16 protein-coding genes are annotated in these 17,937 nt (G+C 63.8%); 7 read left to right on the top strand and 9 right to left on the bottom strand.

Going from position 1 to position 17,937, the window contains the following annotated elements:
* Positions 1-115: 115 nt before the first annotated feature.
* The 3 genes from AC1DSJ_RS18730 to AC1DSJ_RS18720 form a co-directional block, all read right to left on the bottom strand.
* Positions 116-1,006 carry a 23S rRNA (adenine(2030)-N(6))-methyltransferase RlmJ gene (locus AC1DSJ_RS18730; protein ID WP_054421803.1) on the bottom strand — a complete coding sequence of 297 codons (891 nt, stop codon included), beginning with the start codon at positions 1,004-1,006 and terminating at the stop codon, positions 116-118.
* 13 nt (positions 1,007-1,019) lie between these two features.
* Entirely contained in the window at positions 1,020-1,769 is a 750-nt protein-coding gene (gene ugpQ, locus AC1DSJ_RS18725) for a glycerophosphodiester phosphodiesterase (RefSeq protein WP_441371010.1), read from the bottom strand.
* Positions 1,770-1,970: 201 nt separating this feature from the next.
* On the bottom strand, positions 1,971-3,263 hold the full coding sequence (locus tag AC1DSJ_RS18720; protein ID WP_476760364.1) for a M20/M25/M40 family metallo-hydrolase: 1,293 nt from the start codon (positions 3,261-3,263) through the stop codon (positions 1,971-1,973).
* A 356-nt stretch (positions 3,264-3,619) separates the two neighbouring features.
* On the opposite strand from AC1DSJ_RS18720, the gene AC1DSJ_RS18715 reads away from it, so the two are divergent.
* Positions 3,620-5,584 carry a SurA N-terminal domain-containing protein gene (locus AC1DSJ_RS18715; protein WP_054421809.1) on the top strand — a complete coding sequence of 655 codons (1,965 nt, stop codon included), beginning with the start codon at positions 3,620-3,622 and terminating at the stop codon, positions 5,582-5,584.
* Between the two features lie 118 nt (positions 5,585-5,702).
* On the opposite strand, the gene AC1DSJ_RS18710 is transcribed toward AC1DSJ_RS18715, so the two are convergent.
* A complete protein-coding gene (locus AC1DSJ_RS18710) occupies positions 5,703-6,353 on the bottom strand; it encodes an arylesterase (protein WP_054421810.1) in 651 nt (216 codons plus the stop codon).
* Here AC1DSJ_RS18710 and AC1DSJ_RS18705 point away from each other — a divergent pair.
* The gene (locus AC1DSJ_RS18705) at positions 6,352-7,029 is read left to right on the top strand and encodes an ABC transporter ATP-binding protein (RefSeq protein ID WP_054421812.1); all 678 of its coding nucleotides are present in this window, start codon (positions 6,352-6,354) and stop codon (positions 7,027-7,029) included. The two genes, AC1DSJ_RS18710 and AC1DSJ_RS18705, sit on opposite strands and share 2 nt — an antisense overlap.
* A 25-nt stretch (positions 7,030-7,054) precedes the next feature.
* Here the strand turns inward: AC1DSJ_RS18705 and AC1DSJ_RS18700 are convergent, their stop codons facing one another.
* Genes AC1DSJ_RS18700 through AC1DSJ_RS18690 form a run of 3 tightly spaced genes read right to left on the bottom strand, consistent with a single transcriptional unit; the run spans position 7,055 to position 10,798 of the window.
* The gene (locus AC1DSJ_RS18700; protein WP_441371011.1) at positions 7,055-8,038 is read right to left on the bottom strand and encodes an ABC transporter substrate-binding protein; all 984 of its coding nucleotides are present in this window, start codon (positions 8,036-8,038) and stop codon (positions 7,055-7,057) included.
* A gap of 23 nt (positions 8,039-8,061) precedes the next feature.
* Positions 8,062-9,708, bottom strand: a complete 1,647-nt coding sequence (locus AC1DSJ_RS18695; protein WP_441371012.1) for an ABC transporter permease — start codon at positions 9,706-9,708, stop codon at positions 8,062-8,064.
* 13 nt (positions 9,709-9,721) lie between these two features.
* Complete coding sequence (locus tag AC1DSJ_RS18690) at positions 9,722-10,798, bottom strand: ABC transporter ATP-binding protein (protein ID WP_441371013.1); 1,077 nt, start codon at positions 10,796-10,798, stop codon at positions 9,722-9,724.
* A gap of 250 nt (positions 10,799-11,048) precedes the next feature.
* Between AC1DSJ_RS18690 and AC1DSJ_RS18685 the strand changes: the two genes are divergently transcribed.
* The 3 genes from AC1DSJ_RS18685 to AC1DSJ_RS18675 all read left to right on the top strand — a co-directional run bounded on the left by AC1DSJ_RS18685 (position 11,049) and on the right by AC1DSJ_RS18675 (position 13,216).
* Positions 11,049-11,954: a LysR substrate-binding domain-containing protein gene (locus tag AC1DSJ_RS18685; protein ID WP_175169031.1), complete on the top strand. Its 906-nt coding sequence runs from the start codon at positions 11,049-11,051 to the stop codon at positions 11,952-11,954.
* An 18-nt stretch (positions 11,955-11,972) separates the two neighbouring features.
* A complete protein-coding gene (serB, locus tag AC1DSJ_RS18680) occupies positions 11,973-12,695 on the top strand; it encodes a phosphoserine phosphatase SerB (RefSeq protein WP_175169030.1) in 723 nt (240 codons plus the stop codon).
* 212 nt (positions 12,696-12,907) lie between these two features.
* A complete protein-coding gene (locus tag AC1DSJ_RS18675; protein ID WP_342065963.1) occupies positions 12,908-13,216 on the top strand; it encodes a hypothetical protein in 309 nt (102 codons plus the stop codon).
* A 45-nt stretch (positions 13,217-13,261) separates the two neighbouring features.
* Here AC1DSJ_RS18675 and fabV read toward each other — a convergent pair whose 3' ends face one another.
* Positions 13,262-14,452 (bottom strand): enoyl-ACP reductase FabV, encoded by a 1,191-nt coding sequence (fabV, locus tag AC1DSJ_RS18670; RefSeq protein ID WP_175169028.1) that lies wholly within the window; start codon positions 14,450-14,452, stop codon positions 13,262-13,264.
* Between the two features lie 129 nt (positions 14,453-14,581).
* Complete coding sequence (locus tag AC1DSJ_RS18665) at positions 14,582-15,532, bottom strand: DMT family transporter (protein ID WP_342065961.1); 951 nt, start codon at positions 15,530-15,532, stop codon at positions 14,582-14,584.
* Between the two features lie 72 nt (positions 15,533-15,604).
* Between AC1DSJ_RS18665 and AC1DSJ_RS18660 the strand changes: the two genes are divergently transcribed.
* Positions 15,605-16,510, top strand: coding sequence for a LysR family transcriptional regulator (locus AC1DSJ_RS18660; protein WP_054421826.1), 906 nt, complete (start codon positions 15,605-15,607; stop codon positions 16,508-16,510).
* Between the two features lie 367 nt (positions 16,511-16,877).
* Positions 16,878-17,924 (top strand): TRAP transporter substrate-binding protein, encoded by a 1,047-nt coding sequence (locus AC1DSJ_RS18655; protein WP_054421828.1) that lies wholly within the window; start codon positions 16,878-16,880, stop codon positions 17,922-17,924.
* Positions 17,925-17,937: the final 13 nt, after the last annotated feature.

Raw genomic sequence — 17,937 nt, 5'->3', positions numbered from 1 at the left:
CGGTGTGCTTGTGATCGCCGTATCGCGCTTCGCCCATCGCGCGAAACCCCATCACTCGGTCAAAAAAAATGCCGCGATCAAAAATCGCGGCATTTTTTCGTTCGCACAAAACCCGTCAATCGTCCGACTGCTTCTTCGGCACGGGGAACGGATTCTCGCGGTATTGCAACGTAAAGCCTGCGCGTTCGTCCTGCCCCAGTTCGCGGGCCAGGTACGGCATCGCTTGCTTGAGCCCTTCGTGCAAGGTCCACGGCGGATTGATCAGGAACATGCCGCTGCCGTGCAGGCCGTAGCCGTCAATCGTCGCCTTTTTGACGGTCAGCGTCGCGTGCAGCCAGCTCTTGACCTTCAGGTTTTCGAAATGGCGGGCCATTTCGCTGGCTTCACGGCGTTGCACCAGCGGATACCACACGGCGATCGTGCCGGTGGCGAAACGCTTGATGCATTCCTTCACCGTGATCAGGGTGCGGCGGTAGTCGTGCTTGTCTTCGTACGACGGGTCGATCAGCACCATGCCCCGGCGCGTTGGCGGCGGCAGCAGCGCTTTGACGCCTTCGAAACCGTCGTCACCGTAGATGGTCGTCTGGCGTTGCGCAGCGCGGCCCTGGTGTTCCAGGTTGACGACCAGCGTGTCGATTTCGGTCGGATGCATTTCGAACAGGCGCAGCCGGTCCGACGGGCGCATCACGTCCAGCGCCAGCCACGGCGAACCGGGGTAGCGCTTCAGGCGGCCATTGGTGTTGTAGTCGCGGATGCGGGCCACGTAGTCGGCCAGCAGCGGGGGCAGGTCTTTGGCGTCCCACAGGCGGCCAATGCCGTCGACGAACTCGGACGTTTTATTCGCCCAGTCGCCGTCCAGGTTGTACAGGCCGGCGCCGGCATGCGTGTCCACGACCCAATAGGGCGCGTCTTTTTTGTTGAAGTAATCCAGGGTGTGAACCAGGATGGCGTGCTTGAGCACGTCGGCATGGTTGCCGGCGTGAAAGGCGTGGCGGTAACTGAACACGGGGCGTTCTGCCTCAGGCGGCCGGCCGGATCGCGGCCAGCTCGTCGGTGAAAATGCCGTCAATACCCCAGTCCAGCAGCAAGCGGGCGCGTTCGGGGTCGTTGACGGTCCAGGCCGCGATCCGGTAGCCGGCGGCATGCACGGCGTCGATCAGTTCGCGGGTTGCGTCTTTCTGGTTGATGTTCAGGGCGACGCAGTCGTATTTGACCAGACGTTCGCGCCAATCGGCGGGAACCTTTTCCACCAGCAGCGCGCGCGGGATCTCGGGCGCCACTTCCAGCGCGGCTTGCAGCGCTTCTTCGGCGAACGAGGACAGCAGCGGCGGCGTGCTGGCGCCTGCCCACAATTGCTTGCAGGCCAGCGCCACGGCGGCGCCGGTTTCGGCTTCGCGGCCGGGGCAGGGCTTGATCTCGACGTTGCTGGCGATGTGGTTGGCGACCGTGTAGCGGGCGACGGCGGCAAACGTGGGCAGCGGTTCGCCGGCGTAGGCGGCCGAGTGCCAGTTGCCGAAGTCCAGTTGCGCCAGTTCGGCGTAGGTCTTGTCCGCGGCCGGGCCTTGCCCGTTCGAGGTGCGATCGACGTTGTCGTCGTGCATCAGCACCAGCACGTTGTCGCGGCTCAGCTTCACGTCGTATTCGAACATCGTGAAACCGTGCTCGGCGCCCACGCGCATGGCGGCCAGCGTGTTCTCCGGAGCCAGACGACCGCCGCCGCGGTGCGCGATGTAACGGGAATAGGGCCAGGACGGGAGTTTTGCGGTCATTTTGGTGTTGCTTGGGGTTCTTATGGACAGGGTTGCAAGGATACTCCTTCTTGGGGGGCGATTTGAGGGGAGAGCGGGCGCGGCATAGGGCACAGGCCCCGGCTCAAGACGCGGGCTCAAGACGCGGGCTCAAGCGCGGGCGCCAGTCGCAGGCGCTGCGCCGCCGGGCCATGACGGGCCGCGGCGGCGAACCAAAGCCGCTTACTTCGACGACACCTTGTCCTGCGACACGTCCATGATCATCCGGCTGGCCAGATACAGACGCGGCACGATGCTGTTGATCTGGATATATTCCGCATCATTGGAGTGCGCGCCAAAGCCGCKCAGGCCCATGCCTTCGATCACCGGGCCACGCGCCTTTAAGGCCGCAAAGGCGGCATCGGTGCCGCCGCCGCTGGCGCGGTCAACCACCTTCATGGGCAGATCCAGCTCCTGGTAGATCTTCACGCCGTGTTGCGCCAGTGCGCGGGACGCTTCGGTGGCTTCCAGCGGCGGGCGGCGCACTTCGAACTTCACGCTGACCTTGGATTCCGGCAGCAGCTTTTTCTGCACGCGCTCTTCCAGCGTGCGCGCCAGGGCGTCAAAGTCCGACACGCGCAGCGCGCGGGCGTCGGCTTGGGCGGTGGCCTGGCCAGGAATGACATTGCGGTTGGTGCCGGCCTGGGCCACCGTCCAATTCAGCTTCAGCCCGTCTTCGGGCTTGGACAGCTTGTCCAGCTGCAGCAGCTGGTGCGCCAGTTCATATAGCGCGTTCACACCGCCTTCGGGGCGGGCGCCCGCGTGCGAGGTCTTGCCTTGCACCGTCAGGTACGCCGCGCCGATGCCGCTGGTGGCCAGCGTCAGGCGGGGTTCCACGCCGCCGCCTTCAAACGAGAAAATGGCGTCCTGGTCCGCGCCCAGGCGCGTGATGGTGCTGCGGGCGCCGGGCGAGCTGATTTCCTCGTCACCATTGATCAGCACCGTCAACGTGCCGAAATCGCGGAAACCCAGCTTTTGCAGCAGCGTCAGCGTGTGGATGATGGTCGCGACCCCGTGCTTGTCGTCAGCGATACCCAGGCCGTAAGCCTTGTCGCCATCCACCCGGAACGGCTGGTCTTTCAGCATCCCGTTGCGGTAGACCGTGTCCATGTGCGCGATCAGCATGATTTTCTTGGTGCCGGTGCCCTTGAATTCGGCGTGGACCATGGGGCCGACCTTCTCGGGGGTGTCGTCCAGGCGGAACACGTCGGTGGCCGGGATGATATCCACCGTGCCGCCCAGCGCCTTCAACCGGTCGCGGATCAGTTCGGCGATGCGTTCGACGCCTTCGACGTCCTTGCTGCCGGACTCGATATTGACCAGGTCCCGCATGGTGTCGAGCATGCCCTGCTTTTGGGCTTGCGCGGCCTCGTGCACGGGGGCGACGGGGGCGGCCAGCGCGGCGTGCGCGCCGCCCAGAAAGGCCAGAGCAAGGCAGGTGCGCAGGACGTGCAGGCGGGGGGAGGTGAGTGGCATTGATCGAACCCTTTAACTGTTGCTTAGGAAAGGGGCGCCGGCGGAGGTCGCGGCGTCGGGCGGCAGCGCGTTGCGCGAGGCCAGTCCCGGCACCCAAGATACGGACGCGGAAAGGCGCCCGAAATAGGTATTTCCCGGGTTGACGGCGCCCGGGTTCCATGCGGCGGGGACAGATCCAAGGGGTTCGGAAAAATCTGAAGAGAATCTCAAGCTCCCATATGAATGAGAAATGCTAAAATCCGCCCGCTGATCCGGTAATAACCGGTATGGGAATAGGGCGAATCGACTTCGCCTTTTTTTATGCGTTTTCGTGCGGCTCTGGGTGGACACCCCCGGAGTGCGGCAACAGGGATTCCATGTTCGAATTTATTCGCAGCCATCGGCGCTGGATGCAGCTCATCCTGCTGCTTCTGATTGTGCCGTCCTTCTTCCTGGTCGGGATTCAAGGCTATGACAGCTTCATGCGCAAAGAGCCTGAGTTGGCGACTGTCGCCGGCCAGCCTATTTCGCGTGCCGAGTTTGATCAGGCTCACCGCAACCAGTTGGAGCAGATGCGTGCCCGTATGGGCGCACGCTTTGACCCGGCATTGGTCGACACCCCGGCCATGCGCGAGCGCCTGCTGAACGAGCTGATCAATCAGCGTTTGCTGGCCAACGTTGCCGTCGACAACCGTTTCACGGTGTCGGACGAAACGCTGCGCAACACCATCGCCGCCATTCCGGAAGTGCAGGACAACGGCCGCTTCTCGCCCGAGCGCTATCGCCAGGTGCTGGCGGCGCAAGGCATGTCGCCGACGTCGTTCGAAGCCGGCCTGCGCCGTGATCTGGCGGTTGCCCGCGTGCTGGAGCCCGTTGGCCAATCGGCCCGCGCGCCCGCTGAAGTGGTGGCCTCGCTGGAAACGGCGTTGACGCAGCAGCGCACGGTGCAACTGCGCCGCTTCGCCGCCGCCGACTTCCGCTCGCAAGTGACCGTTACCCCGGCCGACATCCAGGCCTGGTACGACGCCAACAAGCAGCAGCTTCAAATTCCCGAGCAGGTTCAGGTGCAATACCTGGTGCTCGACGAAGCCGCCGCCACGCAGGGCATTCAGGTCAAGGACGAAGACCTGAAGGCCTACTACGAGCAGAACAAGAACCGCTTCGGCCAGCCCGAACGCCGCCGCGCCAGCCACATCATGATCGAGCTGGCCCCCGGCGCCTCGGAAGAGGCTCGCAAGGCTGCCCGCGTGAAGGCCGACGACCTGGCTCGCCAGGCTGCCGCCGACCCGGCGCAGTTTGCTGAACTGGCCCGCAAGAACTCGCAGGACGCCGGCTCGGCCACCAACGGTGGCGATCTGGGCTGGCTGGCGCCGGGCATGTTGTCTGGCCCGCTGGAAAAGGCGATCTTCAGCCAAGCCAAGGACCAGGTGTCTGGCGTGGTCGAAAGCCCGTCCGGCCTGCACATCATCAAGGTCACTGAAATTCAGCCCGCCGCCATCAAGCCGCTGGCCGAGGTCAAGGACCAGATCACCGGCGAAGTGCGCAAGCAGCTTGCCGCCGTGCATTTCTCGGAAATGGCCAGCCAGCTGAACAAGCAGGTCTATGACCAGCGCGACAGCCTGCAACCCGCCGCCGATGCGGTTGGCCTGAAGCTGCGCACCGCCACGGGCGTCACCCGCGAAGGCCTGCTGCCCGCTGACAAGGTTGGCCCGGGTTCGGCTGCCGACAGCCCCGATGCCGAAGTGCTGGACAACCCGCGCGTGCGCCAAGTGCTGTTCTCGCCCGACGTGCTGCGTGAAAAGCAGAACTCCGGCGTGATCGAACTGTCGCCCGCCATGATGGTGGCCGTGCGTGTCGCCAACATCGAGCCGGCGCACATTCCTGCACTGGACAAGGTCACCGAATCCATCCGCGCCAAGCTGATGGACGAGCGTTCGGCCGAAGCCGCCAAGAAGGCCGGTGAAGCTGCGCTGGCGGCTGACAAGGCCAACCCGGCGGCAGCGCCGGAAGGCTTCTCGCCTGCCGTGGTCGTGTCGCGCCAAGATCCGAAGGACGTTCCGCAAGCCGTGGTGGACGCCGCCATGCGTCTGCCGTCTTCGCCGTTGCCCGGCTACGCCGGCGTGCAATCGGGCGTGGACTACACGCTGGTTCGTCTGGAAAAGATCGAAGCCGGCTCGGTGGACGCGTCCGCCAAGGAACGCCTGACGCAGCAGTTGTCGGGTGGCCTGGGCCAAGCCGAAGCGGAAGCGGTCGTGAAGATGCTGCGCGAGCAGTACAAGGTGCAGGTGCTGCCCAACGCCGCTGAAGTCATCCGCGGCGAAGCGCCGCAAGCGGCGGGCTGACCCCCCTGGGGCGTACCCGCGTGGGGCGTACCCGCGTGGGGCGTACCCGCCTGGGGCTGACTCGCCCGGGGCGTACCCGTCTGGGGCACCCCCGCCGGGGCCTGCTGATCGGCAGGCCCTAGTTCAACAGAGGCCGCAACGTCGGCCACACGTTGTCCAGCAATTGCGGCTGGGCATCCTCGTTCGGATGGATGCCGTCAGCCTGAAACATCGCCCGGTTCGTTGCGATACCTTCCATCAGGAAGGGCACGAGCCGGGCGTTTTCGTCTTTGGCGACCGCAGGGAACAGCTGGGCAAAGCGTTGCGTGTAATCGCGGCCATAGTTCGGCGGGATCTGCATGCCCACGATCAGCACTTGGGCATCCGCCTGCTTCGCCGCTTGCGTCATGGCGCGCAGGTTCTGTTCGGTCATCGACAGCGACAGGCCGCGCAAGGCGTCATTCGATCCCAGTTCCAACACCACGACAGCCGGCGCATGCTGGCGCAGCAGCGCAGGCAAGCGCGCCACGCCGCCGCTGGTGGTATCGCCGCTGATGCTGGCGTTGACGACCTGGTACTTAGGGTATTGTTCGGAAACCCGAGCGGACAGCAACGGCACCCAACCCGTGCCGCGCTTGATGCCGTATTCGGCGGACAGGCTATCGCCCACTACCAGCACGGTGCGCGATGCGGAACCCTCGGCCGCCGCGGCGGTCTGAGCGTGGGCGGGAAGCACCGTGGCGGCAATCGCCAGGGCAGACGTAAGACGCAGAAGGGAAAATAGGCGCATGGATAGCAAGAATTCGATCGAGGTGAAAGGGCTGGGCAAGCGGGTAGCCGATGCCGGCGGGACGCTGTCTATCCTGGAAGGTATTGATTTTACGGTGCAGGCGGGCAGCGCCGTGGCCATCACCGGAAGCTCCGGTTCGGGCAAGTCCACGTTGTTGGGACTGCTGGCAGGTCTTGATGTTCCCAGCATGGGCAGCGTGCACCTGGCCGGGCAGGACTTGTTCGCCCTGGATGAAGACGGCCGGGCGCGGCTGCGCGCCAATCACGTCGGGTTTGTGTTCCAGTCATTTCAGCTCTTGCCCAACCTGACGGCGCTTGAAAACGTCATGCTGCCGCTGGAGCTCGCGGGGCAGCCCGCGCGCGAAGCCGCGCAGGCCATGCTGGAACGTGTGGGCCTGGGCGCGCGGCTGCATCATTACCCGCGCACCTTGTCGGGCGGCGAGCAACAGCGCGTATCGCTTGCACGCGCCTTTGTCGTGCAACCCGATCTGTTGTTTGCCGATGAACCCACCGGCAGCCTGGATGCGGCCACCGGCGTCACGGTTATCGACCTGATGTTCGACCTGCACCGTGAGCACGGCACCACGCTGGTGCTCGTCACGCACGACCCGCAATTGGCCGCCCGTTGCGGGCGCCAACTGGTGCTGGCCGCGGGCCGGATGGTTCAGAACGACTAATGCGTGCTGGCCGGCCCGGCCTTGATTACTTCGACTTCGCCACTGCCTGGTTCCAGGCCGCAACCACCGCTTCATAATCGGTAGCGGCCGCTTCCTGGCTGACGGGGAAGATCTTCACTTTCGCCAGATCAGGCAGCGTGGTCAGGCTGGCCACGGCGACGTCCGTACGCGTGGGGCGCCGGAAGTTCTTCACCAGCTGCGCTTCCTGCGATTCCTTGCTCAGCAGACCGTCGTACAAGGCCTTGGCCGCGTCCAGGTTCTTTGCGCCCTTGATGATGAACATGCCTTCGGGCGCCAGGTAGCTGCCTTCGCTCGGGTAGACGAGCTTGATCTCCTTCTGGCCGCCCGCCACATATTCCTGCGCCGCATATTCCAGCGTCATGCCCACGGCGTATTCGCCTGCCGCGACGCCCTTGTAGGTGGTGCCGGACGATGCGGTGATGACGGCGTTGGCCGCGATCTTGTCCAGGCCTTCCTGGCCGAACTGCTTATACAAGCCATACACCAGCATGTAGGCCGTGCCGCTCTTGGACGGGTCCGTGATGGCGAACTTGTTCTTCCATTGCGGCTGCATCAGGTCCGACCACGTGGCGGGCGCGGGCAGGCCTTTCAGCTGGCGCTCGTTCACCATCATCACCATGACGTGCACGTTCGTGCCCACCCACAGGTCGTCCGGGCCACGGAACTCGGCGGGGATCTTGTCCAGATCGGCAGGGCGATACGGTTGCAGGTGCTGGCGGTAGGCGCCCAGCGTGCCAAAGCCGCCGCTCCAGAACAAGTCGCCACGCGGGTTCTGCGATTCGGCTTCAATACGCTTCATCATCGTGCCCGTGCCGCCGGTGACGGGCTGCACGTTCAGCTTCGGCTGCGTCTTCTTCACCGCATCCAGCGCGGTCTCGATGGTTTCCGTGTTGTTCGACGAGTACAGCACGACGTTCTGGGCGTGCGCGGCGCCAACGGCGAGCGAGGCGGCCAGGACGCTGGTCTGAATCAGGTGCTTGAGTTGCATGATGAGCCTTTGGGTCGAGAGGGTTATTTGCCGGAGAACAGCTTGATGCGGAATGCTTTGACCGACACGATGATGGGCAGCACGATCACCGTGACCAGCGCCGCGCCATAGGCCGAGGCCATGCCGAGCCTGCCGCCGTCAACCTGGCGGAAGATGGCGATGGGCATGGTTTCCAGGCCGCCGCTGTAGGCCACGATGGACGCCGACAGCTCGGAAATCGTGGTCAGCCACATCAGGATGGCGGCCGAGATGATCGACGCCTTCATGGCGGGCAGGATCACCTTGAAGAACGTCATCAGCGGCGATACGCCCAGGCTGATCGACGCTTCCTCGATGGAGTCGGGAATGTTGAACAGCACCGACGACGCGTTGCGCACCGCAAACGGCAAACGGCGCACCGTGTAGCACAGCACCATGATTCCCGAGGTGCCCGCCAGCACCAGCCAGCCGGTGTTGAAGGTTTGCACCAGCGCAATGCCCAGCACCGTGCCGGAAATGGTCAGCGGCAGCACCACGATGTAGTCCAGCACCTGGGTAAAGGCGCTGCGCTTCTTGATGGTCAGATAGCTGACCAGCACCGCGAACCCCACGCCCAGCACCGTCGCCAGCGAGGCGAACTTCAGCGAGTTCAAGATCGGTTCAGGCGCGCCATGCACCGCGCGCTGCATGCTGGCCAGCGACCATTGGCCCCATTGCATGACGGGCCCGCTGGTCTTCGTGAACGCGGCAATGAACACGATGATGAGCGGCAGCATCGACACCAGAATCACCAGGCCCACGCCGCCCGCATACAGCACGGCGGTCCATGACCGCACGCGCACGGCGGCCGGCGCCCGGCCTTGCGTCATGGTGTAGACCTTGCGTTCCACCACGCGCTTTTGAAAGAACAGCACGATGGCGACGATGGCGATCGACACCACCGACATCGCGCTTTGCAGCGTGGGGCTGCCGCCCATTTCGCTGACGAAGGTGTTGTACGTCATGACCGACAAGAGCGGCACGCGGCTGCCCAGCAGCATCGCCAGCGCAAAGTTGCCGACCACCAGCGTGAACACGACCAGCGCATTGACCAGCACGGCGGGCAGCAGCACCGGCACCAGCACGCGCAGCTTGGTCAAGAGCGGCGGGGTGCCCAGGCTTAAGCCCGCTTCTTCCAGCTGCCCGTCAAAGCCGCGCAGCGCGGCCAGCACGCCCAGATAGATGTACGTGTAGTAGACGAGCGTCATGGAAAACACCATGCCCGTCCAGCCATAGAACGACGGCAGCGAGATGCCCGCGTCACCCAACAGATTGGTCAATAGCCCGTTGTTGCCCAGGATCAGCAGCCACGACTGGCCCACGATGATCTCGGGGATCACGATGGTCAGCACGGGCAGGATCGCCACCAGGTTCTTCAGCGGAAAGTCGTAGCGCGCCACCAGATACGCGAACGGCACGCCCACCAGCACGGTGCAGGTGGTAACCGCCAAGCCCAGGATCAGCGTATTGCCGAAGGCCTCCAGATATTGCGAATCTGCCAGCAGGGCTTTGAAGCCTTCCAGCGAAAAGCCGCCGTCCTGGCCGGTGATGCTGTTGCTGAACAGCACGCCCAGCGGATACAGCACGAAGAACAGCAGCAGCACCAGGCTGATTGCGGTCAGGATGCCCCAAGGCCACCATTTGATTTTCATGGCGTGCGTGTCCTCAGGCGTTGACGACGCGGCTGTCGGCGGGGATCAGCACCTGCACGGCTTCGCCCGGCTGGAACTGCGCAACCATGTTGCCCGCATGCAGCTCCACGCGAATCTCGGCGCCGCTGTCCAACAGGATGCGGTACGCGGTCTTGAAGCCCAGGTATTGGCGGCGCAGCACCTTGCCAGGCAGCGTGTTGGGCACGTAAGGCGCGGGCGACATCAGCGCCAGTTCCTCGGGCCGGGCAATCAGCACGCCATTGGCGTCCAGGCGCGCGCTGCCTTGCACGCCATCAAACCCCAGGCCACACAATTCATAGCGCACATGCCCATCCGGCGCGCCGGCAAGGCCCGTTTGCGCGGGCACGGGAATGACGTTGGCCGACCCAATGAAGTCGGCCACATACGCATTCACCGGCGTGCCGTACAGTTCTTCGGGCGTGCCCAACTGCGCGATGTTGCCGTGGTCCATGATGGCGATTCGGTCTGACATTGCCAGCGCCTCTTCCTGGTCGTGCGTGACGAACACGGTGGTGATGCCAGCTTCGCGCACCAGGTCCAGAATGACGTCGCGCATTTGCAGGCGCATCTTGGCGTCCAGGTTGGACAGCGGCTCATCCATCAGCAGCACGCGCGGCCGGATCACCAGTGCGCGCGCCAGCGCCACGCGTTGCCGCTGCCCGCCGCTCATCTGGGCGGGGTAGCGGTCAGCCAGCGCCAGCAGGCCCACATTGTCCAGCGCTTCGTTAGTGCGGCGCGTGAGCTCTGCACGCGCCACGCCGCGCGCCCGCAAGCCATACGCCACGTTGTCAAACGCGGTCTTGTCGGGGAAGAGGGCGTAGTCCTGGAACACCATGCCGATGTCACGGCGATGCGCGGACACATGCGTCACGTCGTCTTGATCGAACAGCAGGCGGCCGCCATCCGGCGCGTAAAAACCCGCAATGCAGCGCAGCAAGGTGGTCTTGCCGCAACCGCTGGGGCCAAGCAGCGTATAGAACGCGCCGTCGGGAATGTGCAGCGACAGATTGCGCAACACCTGCTGCCCGCCGAAAGTCTTGGCGATGCCGTCTACTGTGATCGATGCCATATTCAGTTCCTGCTTAGGTTCCCGGCATCATAGGAACGGCTGTTGCGGTCGACCAGCAGTGTTTTTTAAGACATGGCGTTAGATTTTCTAAGAGGTCGGCGCCGCCGCTATCCCCTAGAATGCGGCAGAACAGAATAGGGCAGGCGCGGACGGCATGGCCACGCTGCCCATACATAAATCACAAGGGTAAACGTGAACAAGAGCAGCACAGGCTTGCGCCGCGCCGGCGCACGGGCGGACGCGCGCTGAGATGGCGGGGCCGAGTCTGCCGCCATTGAAGGCGTTGCGCGTGTTTGAAGCGGCGGCGCGTTTGCGCAGCTTCACCGCCGCCGCCGACGAGCTGAGCATTACGCATAGCGCCGTCAGCCAGCAGATCCGCATTCTTGAAGAGTATGTGGGGCAGCCGCTGTTCGCGCGCGAAGCGCGAGGCGTTGCGCTGCTGCCGTGCGCGCAGGCGTACTTCCCGGAAGTGCAGGCCAGCCTGGAACGCATCGCTGCCGCCACSGCCGCKCTGAAGTCGCCCGCCTATGGSGGCGTGCTGCGCGTGTGCGCCACRCCGTCGCTGACCATGAAGTGGCTGATCCCGCGCCTGTCGACGTTCCAGGCGCAGCACCCTGGTATCGACGTGCAGCTCAGCACGCAGGCCCGTCCGTTTCTGGATCGTGGGGGTGACACCGGCAGCGATGTGCTCATCCGCCATGGATTCATGACGCACGCCGAATTGGCTTGCGTGCATTGCCTGGATGATTTCCATGTGCCAGTGGCGTCGCCGCGTTTCATCGAACGCAACCGGCTGAACACGCCGGCCGATTGTCTTGCGCATCCGTTATTGAAAATATCCGGCGGCATGGATCACTGGCCGCGCTGGTTTGCGTTGGCCAAGGTGGATGTGCCGGCGCAATTGCCAGGGCCGGTCTTCGATCATCAATTTCTGTGCATGCAGGCCGCCATGAATGACCTGGGCATTGCGTTGGCGCCGTGGTGCTTGCTGGAAGACGATATCCGCGCGGACCGCCTGCGTCCGCTCTTTGCCCAGCCGCACCTGCCCAACGCCGGCATTCATGCGCTGTACCGGCAAGACGGCCCGGCGGCGGCGTCGGCGCAATTGTTCATCGCATGGCTGTGTGCGCAGCAGCACGGCCTGGCTCATCCCTGAAAGACGAAGGACTCCCCCATGTTTCCCTCTGCCATTCCCGGCGTGCAGTGGCGTGGCATCACGCCGCCGCTTGCATTGTCCGACTACGCCGTCATCGCCTTCGACATGGACTCCACGCTGATCTCCATCGAGACGCTGGACGAAATGGCCGACCTGATGGGCAAGAAGGCCGAAGTGGCTGCCCTGACCGAAGCCGCGATGCGTGGCGACATCGTCGACTACAAGCAAAGCCTGCGAGACCGCGTGGCGTTGCTGGCCGGCATGCCTGAAGCTTTGCTGGATGAGGTCTACGAACAGCGCGTGCGCATCAACCCAGGCGCTGAAACGTTGATCGCCGCATGCAAAGCGGCCGGCTTGACGTGCCTGCTCGTGACGGGCGGCTTCACGTGTTTCACCGACCGTTTGCGTGTGCGATTGGGCTTGGACGATGTACGCGCCAACGTGCTGGACATTGTCGATGGACGCTTGACGGGCAAGCTGTTGCCGCAAGCGTGGGGCGACATCTGCGACGGCGAGGAAAAGCGCCGCAAGTTGCTGGAAGTGTGCGCACAACGTGGCGTCGGGCCGGAACGCGCCATTGCCGTGGGCGATGGCGCGAACGATCTTCCCATGATGCGGGCAGCGGGTTTGTCCGTGGGGTATCACGCCAAACCGGCGGTGCGCCAGGAAGTGAATGTCGCGATTGATGAAGGCGGACTGGATCAGCTGCTGGCGCTGATTCGGACAGAAGACGCAAAGTAAGCGGCGCTTTTAGATAAATTTCGGATTGATCCGAATAAAACTTGAGCGTAGTCTGATTGACATCGTTAGGTACGAAGGTTACGGCAAGGAGCGTTGATGGAAGCGGCACGGTCATGCCCGCCGTGCATGACTTAAGTTGTTCGCTAACCAGCCGTAATCACTAACAAGAAAGACATTTATTTGTGTCTTTCTGCCAACGACTGGGAGTGATCATGACTATTCGCGTCTCCGTTATTGCCGCCACGCTGTCTGTGTCGATGTGGGTTCCGCTGGCAGCGAATGCCGCGGGAGGCACCATCCGGTTCGTGGGCGCCATTGTTGAGCAGACCCGCTGTCAGGTGGGTACGACGGGCCTCTCCGCCCGGTCGATGCCTCAGGTGAATTGCGTGGCGCCCGCCGGCCAGCCGGCCTTGGTGCGTGACAATGTCGTCAAGGTCAGCACCAGAACCTTTACCCCCGAACCCGCCGCCAATGGCGCGCCCGAGCGGCAGCGCCGCGTGGTGACGCTGGAATATCTCTGATGCGGTAAATGCGGGGGGGCAATCCCCCCGCTTGGCGCCAAGCGCTTAGATCAAACCGCGAATTTCAACGGCCGGGTCCACATCGGCTTCGTAATCCACACCTTCAATTTCAAAGCCGAACAAGCGCAGAAAATCCTGCTTGTAGCCGGCGAAATCGGTCAGCTGATAGATGTTGTCGCTGGTGACCTGGTTCCACAGCGCCTGCACTTGTTCCTGCACGCTCGGGTCCAGTTCCTTGTAGTCGGCGCGCAGGCGGCCGTCCGCATCCAGGATGGGCGTGTCGCTGCACAGGCTGTCTTTGTACAGGCCGTAGACCTGTTCAATGCAGCCTTCGTGCGTGCCTTGCGCCTTCATTACCTTGAACAGCAACGACAGGTACAACGGCATCATCGGGATGGCCGAGCTGGCTTGCGTGACCACGGCTTTCAGCACCGACACGCGCGCGTCGCCGCCGCGCGCAGCCAGCTTGGCGCGGATGTCCAGCACCTTCTGGTCCAGGTCTTTCTTGGCGGCGCCGATCGAGCCATTCCAATAGATGTCGTGCGTGATCTTTTCGCCCAGGTACGTGAAGGCGGTGGTGGTGGCGCCTTCGGCCAGCACGCCGGCTTCAAGCAACGCGTCGATCCACATCTGCCAGTCTTCGCCGCCCATGACGGCAACGGTGGCGTCGATCTCGGCTTGCGTGGCCGGTTCCAGCACAGACTCTTTCACCACTTCGCGGTCGGTGTCCAGGCCGCGCAGGTTCACGGCGTGGCCGATGGGTTTCAGCGTGGAATTGAAGACCTGGCCCGTCGTCGGGTGCGTGCGGCGCGGCGCGGCCAGGCTGTAGATCACCTGGTCAACCTGGCCCAGATCCGCCTTGATGGCGGCAATGGTCTTTTGCTTGATCTCATCAGAGAAGGCGTCGCCGTTGATGCTCTTGGCATACAGGCCGGCGGCGTCGGCCGCGCGATGGAAGGCGGCGCTGTTGTACCAGCCGGGCGTGCCCGCCTTGGTGGCTTCGGCCGGGCGTTCGAAGAACACGCCCAGCGTTTGTGCGCCACAGCCGAACGCTGCGCTGATGCGCGCCGCCAAGCCATATCCGGTCGACGCGCCCAACACCAGCACGCGCTTGGGGCCGCCGGCTATCGGACCTTGCGCCTTGACGTAGTCGATCTGGTTGTTGACATTGGCTTCGCAGCCGACGGGATGGGTGGTGACGCAGATGAAGCCGCGCACACGGGGCTTGATGATCATGAAGACCTCGCTCGGGGAATTGCCAGATGCCGGGAACGCCCATGCGCGGATGCGCAAAAAGCGACGAGCATTGTACGGGAGGCCGCCCGAGCGCGCTGGCGCGTCCGCCCGTAGCGGGGCGCCGTGGATTCAGCGGGCGGCTTGCCTTGCGATGGCCGCACCGTTTGCCAGACTGCGGCGCCATTCCACCAGACCAATGCCGATGCCGCTGGCGCAGATGATGGCGATGCCCAGCCAGGTCAGCGGGTCGGGGAAATGGCCCCAGACCAGCCAGCCCACGGATGTCGCGCTGATGATCTGCAAGTAGATGAAGGGCGCCAGCGTGGAGGCGGGTGCGCGCCGGTAGGCGGCGATCTGGAACAGATGCCCGACGCCGCCCGTGACGCCGGTGGAGATCAGCAGGAACCAATCGAAGGCGGACAAGGATTGCAGCACCGGTAACGCGCCGGGCAGCACGAAGGGCAGGGTAAGCGTCAGGCAGGCTGTGCCCACCGCGCCGCTCCAGATCAGCGACGTGAACGGATCGTCGCCCGCGACCCGTCGCGTCGCAATGAATTGCGCGGCGAAGCAACAGGCCGTCAGCAGCCCGAAAATGGTGCCAATAGGATGCAGGCCGCCGCCCGGCCGGATGACGATGATCACGCCAATGAACGCAATGCCGGCCGCGACGAAGCGCGACAATCGGGCGGGCTCTTTCAACACCCAGGGCGCCAGCGACAGCACCAGCAGCGGCGCCAGAAAGTTGATGGCCGTGGCCTCGGCCTGCGGAATGTAGCTAAGCGTGGTGAAGAACATCAGCGTGGCCAGGAACATCGAGCCGCCGCGTATCAGTTGTTCGCGCGGGCGATTGCTGCGCAGCACGCTCACGCCTTTGGCGGGCAGCACCAGCGCCAGCACCAAAATCAAATGCACCACGTATCGGAACCAGGACAGCACCAGCAGCGGCACCCCTGCGTTCATCACCCATTTCCCGCTGGCGTCCAGGCACGACAGCGTCCACATCGATAGCACCAGCAGCAAAATTCCGACGAGCGGACCGCGGGTGGCGGGCGCGGCGGCTTGCGGGCGACCGGGGGACATGGACAAGCTCCTGGATGGGGGGATGGGCGGCTGCCATAATACGCCCATCGCGCAGGGGAAACAGACCAATCAATGATCGAATTACGCAACATCGAGACTTTTTTCTGGGTCGCCCGCCTGGGCAGCTTCCGCGCGGCCTCGGATAAGCTCAACACCACGCAGCCCGCGGTGTCGCAGCGTATTGCCTCGCTTGAGGCCGATCTGGGCGTGTTGCTGTTCGAACGCGAGGCGCGCGGCGTCAAACTGACGGCCAAGGGTCACGAGCTTCTGTCCCACGCCGAACGCATGCTGCAAGTGCGGCGCGATATGTTCGAAGCGGCCCGCGAACAAAACGTCATGACAGGCACGGTGCGCATTGGTGTGGCGGAAACCATCGTGCAGACGTGGCTGCCCGCATTGATTGAATTGATCCACTCCACCTATCCGGCGCTGGTGCTGGAAATTGAAGTGGACACCACGCACGTGCTGCGCCCGCACCTGATGGCGCGCCAGATTGACCTGGCTTTCCTGATGGGGCCGGTGCTTGAGGCGCGCGTGGAAAATCTGCCGCTGTGCAGCTATCCGCTGGCCTGGGTCGCCAGCCCCGCGCTGGACCTGGGCCCTGAACCCTTGACGCTTGAACGTATCGGCAAGCTGCCCATCATCACGTACCCGTCCAACAGCGCGCCGTACCGGGTCGTGCGTGACATGCTGACGCGCGCGGGCGTGACGTCGCCGCGCATGTATGGCAGCGCGTCGATGTCGATGGTGGTGCGTATGACGCAGGACTGCATCGGCACCAGCGTCATCGCGCCGGTGTTTCTGGGCAAGGAGCTTGCGCGGGGCGAACTGCGCATCCTGCAAGTTCAGGCCGACCCCTTGCCCGAGCTGAATTTCACGGCGACCTGGGTGCAGGGGCCAGACAGCCATGCGGTTCGGATCATTGCGCAGATGGCGCAGAAGGTCGCGGCGCAGGCCGAAGGCGGCATTCCGCTCTAGGTGTTTTCCCCTGGCCGGGGGCCGTCGCAGGTTCAAATCAATCGGGCAGCACCGTCGCGAACAGCCGTGTCAGCTGCCTGCAAACCCGCGCCAATGCTGGGTCTTGCGAAATTTCTCCTCGCCTGTCCGGCGAGACCCAAGAAAAATTTATACCCCCACATCGCAACTAACGATTGGACGCTGGCCGCCCCTGACGATGCAATGGCGTCATATCAATAAGTAGCGCCTGGATACACAGTGCGGGGGAAAAAACATGAATTGGCCAACGCTTGACTCCCGTCCCTGAATCCCACATTCCACCCGCGTGCGACCAGGATAACGGGAACCCGCGCGCGATAGACCATCCCGCCAGCCAGGAGTTTTGTCCATGAAGAAGTCTCTTGTTTTCGCCGCCGTCGCTGCCAGCTTGTTGGCCGGCGCCGTCCACGCACAAGATCTGCCCAAGACCCACTTGAAGGTCGTGGGCGGCCTGTCCAACTTGACCGCGTACAACGACTACGAAAAGCCGTTCTGGACCAAGACCATTCCTGAGCTGTCCAAGGGTCAGGTCACGGCCGACATCAAGGGCTTCAACGAAATGGGCCTGAAGGGGCCGGAGCTGCTGCGCCTGATGTCGCAAGGCGTGGTCGAATTCGGCACCGCCACCTTGTCGTACTTCGCCAGCGACAACCCCATCAACGAAGCCATCGACCTGGCCGGCCTGGCGCCGGACGTCAAGACCGCGCGCGCCGTCACCGATGCATTCGAACCCGTCTACGCCAAGCTCTACGGCGAAGGCAACAACGTCAAGCTGCTGGGCATTTCGACCTATCCCGCGCAAGTGCTGTTCTGCAATGCAGACATCAAGGGCCTGGCCGACATCAAGGGCAAGAAGGTTCGCACCAGCAGCCGCACCACCGCCGAATTCGTTGAAGCGCTGGGCGGTTCCAGCGTGACGATGGCCTTCGGTGAAGTGGTGCCGGCCTTGCAGAACAAGGTGGTGGATTGCGCCATCACGGGTTCGCTGTCGGGCTATTCGGCCAAGTGGTACGAAGTGTCCACGCACCTGGTGGCGCTGCCGATCAACTGGAACCAGCAGATCCACGCCGTCAACCAGAAGGCCTGGGACAAGCTGGACCCCGCCGTGCGCACGTTCCTGCAAGCCAACGTGAAGACGCTGGTCGACAACATCTGGGAAGGCGCCGCGCGCCAGACGCAGGAAGGCTATGACTGCAACACGGGCGCTGCCGCTTGCCCGTTCCCGGTCAAGGGCAAGATGGTGTTGGTTCAGCCGTCGGACGCCGACCGTGCGCTGTTGAAGAAGATTGCCAACGAAGCCGTGCTGCCGAAGTGGGCCGCCCGTTGCTCGGCCCAGTGCGTGAAAGACTTCAACGCCACCATTGGCAAGACGCTGGGCCTGACCGCCAGCAAGTAAGCGTCACAGCGCG

Source organism: Achromobacter sp. 01N37 (assembly GCF_056399725.1).
This window is presented reverse-complemented; position numbering and strand designations above follow the sequence as displayed.

Coding starts and splice junctions, on each gene's coding strand:
- AC1DSJ_RS18690 (WP_441371013.1), bottom strand. CDS start 10,798: ATGGCATCGATCACAGTAGACGGCATCGCCAAGACTTTCGGCGGGCAG.
- ugpQ (WP_441371010.1), bottom strand. CDS start 1,769: ATGACCGCAAAACTCCCGTCCTGGCCCTATTCCCGTTACATCGCGCAC.
- AC1DSJ_RS18665 (WP_342065961.1), bottom strand. CDS start 15,532: ATGTCCCCCGGTCGCCCGCAAGCCGCCGCGCCCGCCACCCGCGGTCCG.
- AC1DSJ_RS18710 (WP_054421810.1), bottom strand. CDS start 6,353: ATGCGCCTATTTTCCCTTCTGCGTCTTACGTCTGCCCTGGCGATTGCC.
- fabV (WP_175169028.1), bottom strand. CDS start 14,452: ATGATCATCAAGCCCCGTGTGCGCGGCTTCATCTGCGTCACCACCCAT.
- AC1DSJ_RS18700 (WP_441371011.1), bottom strand. CDS start 8,038: ATGCAACTCAAGCACCTGATTCAGACCAGCGTCCTGGCCGCCTCGCTC.
- serB (WP_175169030.1), top strand. CDS start 11,973: ATGTTTCCCTCTGCCATTCCCGGCGTGCAGTGGCGTGGCATCACGCCG.
- AC1DSJ_RS18655 (WP_054421828.1), top strand. CDS start 16,878: ATGAAGAAGTCTCTTGTTTTCGCCGCCGTCGCTGCCAGCTTGTTGGCC.
- AC1DSJ_RS18675 (WP_342065963.1), top strand. CDS start 12,908: ATGACTATTCGCGTCTCCGTTATTGCCGCCACGCTGTCTGTGTCGATG.
- AC1DSJ_RS18705 (WP_054421812.1), top strand. CDS start 6,352: ATGGATAGCAAGAATTCGATCGAGGTGAAAGGGCTGGGCAAGCGGGTA.
- AC1DSJ_RS18715 (WP_054421809.1), top strand. CDS start 3,620: ATGTTCGAATTTATTCGCAGCCATCGGCGCTGGATGCAGCTCATCCTG.
- AC1DSJ_RS18695 (WP_441371012.1), bottom strand. CDS start 9,708: ATGAAAATCAAATGGTGGCCTTGGGGCATCCTGACCGCAATCAGCCTG.
- AC1DSJ_RS18660 (WP_054421826.1), top strand. CDS start 15,605: ATGATCGAATTACGCAACATCGAGACTTTTTTCTGGGTCGCCCGCCTG.